This window comes from Sulfuriferula thiophila, assembly GCF_003864975.1.
In the GTDB taxonomy this organism is placed as follows: Bacteria; Pseudomonadota; Gammaproteobacteria; order Burkholderiales; family Sulfuriferulaceae; genus Sulfuriferula; species Sulfuriferula thiophila.
In genome coordinates this window covers 1-2,556 of sequence record NZ_BHGL01000021.1, presented here as the reverse complement: position 1 = coordinate 2,556, position 2,556 = coordinate 1, and the positions used below count along the sequence as shown (strand labels likewise).

The 2,556-nt window shown below is 46.2% G+C and carries 3 protein-coding genes; all 3 read left to right on the top strand.

The annotated features are described in order from the left end of the window. A partial coding sequence (locus tag EJE49_RS08735) for an RHS repeat-associated core domain-containing protein (protein WP_133313960.1) occupies positions 1–660 on the top strand: 660 nt, incomplete at its 5' end. Between the two features lie 7 nt (positions 661–667). Then, positions 668–1,027, top strand: coding sequence for a hypothetical protein (locus EJE49_RS08730; protein WP_124950069.1), 360 nt, complete (start codon positions 668–670; stop codon positions 1,025–1,027). A gap of 426 nt (positions 1,028–1,453) precedes the next feature. After that, positions 1,454–2,556: DUF6531 domain-containing protein (locus tag EJE49_RS14230; protein WP_223246883.1), on the top strand; the 1,103-nt coding region annotated here is incomplete at its 3' end.

Below are 2,556 nucleotides of genomic sequence, written 5' to 3'. Positions count from 1 at the left end.
GGGCAATACTATGATGCGGAGACCGGGCTGCACTACAACATGGCGCGGGATTATGACCCCACCACGGGACGGTATGTGCAGAGTGATCCGATTGGACTGGCGGGGGGGAGTGTGTCTACTTATGGGTATGTCAATTCGAATCCGGTGGGTTATATAGACTCGACAGGTTTAGAGATAGATTATGCGAACCATTTAGTCGCGGCTGGGCTATATCACTCGTTCTTTATAATTACGCCAGATAATCAAGCGCTTTATATAAATGATCCAAATTTCCAGAATATTGATACGCATGGTATGCGGTTCGCAACTATTGGGGCTGGTCCTAATTCGACATTGCATATGCAGTCAGGTATTAATCGGTTTAAAGATGTTCATGATCCTGTTAGCTTTAAGAAAAAACTTGATCTGCCTTGTAAATATGCAAATGAGGACGATGCGATCAAAAATCTAATTAATCTTTCAAACAACTACAATACTAATAAACTTTGGTACACATTGTTACCCCAAAGCATGTTTGGGATTCCTACAGGCTACAATTCAAATAGCTTTGTTTCTGGTTTAGGCAATGCAGCCGGTTTCAATATGCCCACTCCTGAGAATACAGGTACAAACACGCCAGGATACCAATATCCTGTTCCTGTAATTAAATTTGGACCATGAGGTAGTGATGATTTATCGTAAGTTTTTTTTTGTATTGTTTGTAGCTATGGTTGGAATAGTGATGACAGCTTGTAGCAGCATAGTTCAGATTCGGGAGCACTTGCTTGAGAAAACCCCTATTGGGACAAAATTTGATCAAGTGATATCGTTTTGCGCAAGTAACAACTTGAAATGCTACCACTCTGATACTGCTGGATACTTGAATCAAGATACTGGAAAGGTGGTAGGTGTCAAATCAATCTGGACGGGACTAAGTGAGCGCAAAGAATCACCGTTAACAGTGACATCTATTTCCGCTTATTGGGGATTTGATAAAGATGGAAAGTTGATTGATATTTGGGTATGGAAAACGATTGACGCTCCATAGAAAAAACTTGAATCAATGAAAACAAGAAGCTGGAAAATATCTATGAAATTGGGTGAAGTTCCTACAATGAAGAAAGTGCTAAGTCAGATACGAGCAATTTTTTTATCTATAGTGATTTTCCTGTGGATAGTTTTTTTATCAGTTTCTGCTACGCATGCGCAATCAATAGTACCGGCTATATCGGGTTGGTGGGATGGCAATACAGCACCATATTATTTTAATTCCGGTCAACAAGCCTGTACTGCCCGTCAAAATGCTTTATTGCTACAACCACCTTACGCACCGTTGACTTACCATTTGCTCAGTGTTTATGACGGAGTGAATATGCTTTATTTGGAAGATGGTGAGTGTATGTCTTCCGAATCGTTGTATGGGCAGCAATTCAGTGTCCCTTATCGGGGATTTTATTGTCTTCCAGGAAGTTCCGTGACAAATACTTTTGGATGCATGGAGATAGGTAATACTGGAGTTTGTAGTGGTGAGGCAGTGACCTGCCAGCTACTTTTAATTGATCCAGCCAAAAATATAGGTAGTGTAGGTAAGTTTTGTTCACTCATAGTAGGAAATCCTATAAACACAGGTGTGGGTAATAAATATCAATCTGAAGTGGATATTTCCGTAAATACCTTGCGTTTTATCCGCGTCTACAACAGCACAGCTATCCATGATAAAAATTCTGGGGTTACGCCTGTGGGTAACAATTGGTCTAGTAGTTATGACCAAAGTGTTTTGTATTTATCTAGTGCAGGTCTTATTTCCGCACTCGCTCATCGTCCTGATGGTAAAGCCTATTACTTTAATCTGACAAGTGGCGCATGGCTTCCCGACGCCGACATCACCGACACCCTGACCCAACTCACCGACAGCACCGGCGCTACCACCGGCTGGCGTTACACCATTGCTGCTGACGACTCAGTCGAAGCCTACGACGCCACCGGCAAACTGTTATCCATCACCGACCGTAACGGCCAGACCCAGACTCTGGCCTACGACACCAACAACCACCTGATCAGCGTCACCGACGCCATGGGCCGCCAGCTCACCTTCACCTATGACGCCAGCAGCCGTATCGCCACCATGACCGCCCCCTCAGGCGGCGTCTACCACTACGCCTACGATAGTTATAACAACCTCTCCACGGTCACCTATCCCGACGCTACAGTCAAGACCTACCTGTACGAGAACGCCAGCTTCCCCAACGCCCTGACCGGCATAGTCGACGAGAACGGCAACCGCTTTGCCACCTACGGCTACGACAGCCAGGGCCGCGCCAACCTCTCCACTCATGCATTGGGTGATGGCCAGGTCAACCTCACTTATAATAGTGACGGCAGCACTGCTGTCACCGACGCCCTCGGCGCCTCTCGCACCTACAATTTCACCACCGTCTTAGGCGTCGTCAAAAGCACCGGCCAAACCCAACCAGGCGGTTCAGGCTGCAGTGCCGCTGCCAGCGCCCTGAGCTACGACGCCAACGGCAACATCGCTTCACGCACCGACTTCAACGGCGTCGTCACCACCTATACCTA

Bases quoted from the DNA above. Each gene is read 5' to 3' on its own strand.
- EJE49_RS08730 (WP_124950069.1), top strand. From the start codon at position 668: ATGATTTATCGTAAGTTTTTTTTTGTATTGTTTGTAGCTATGGTTGGA.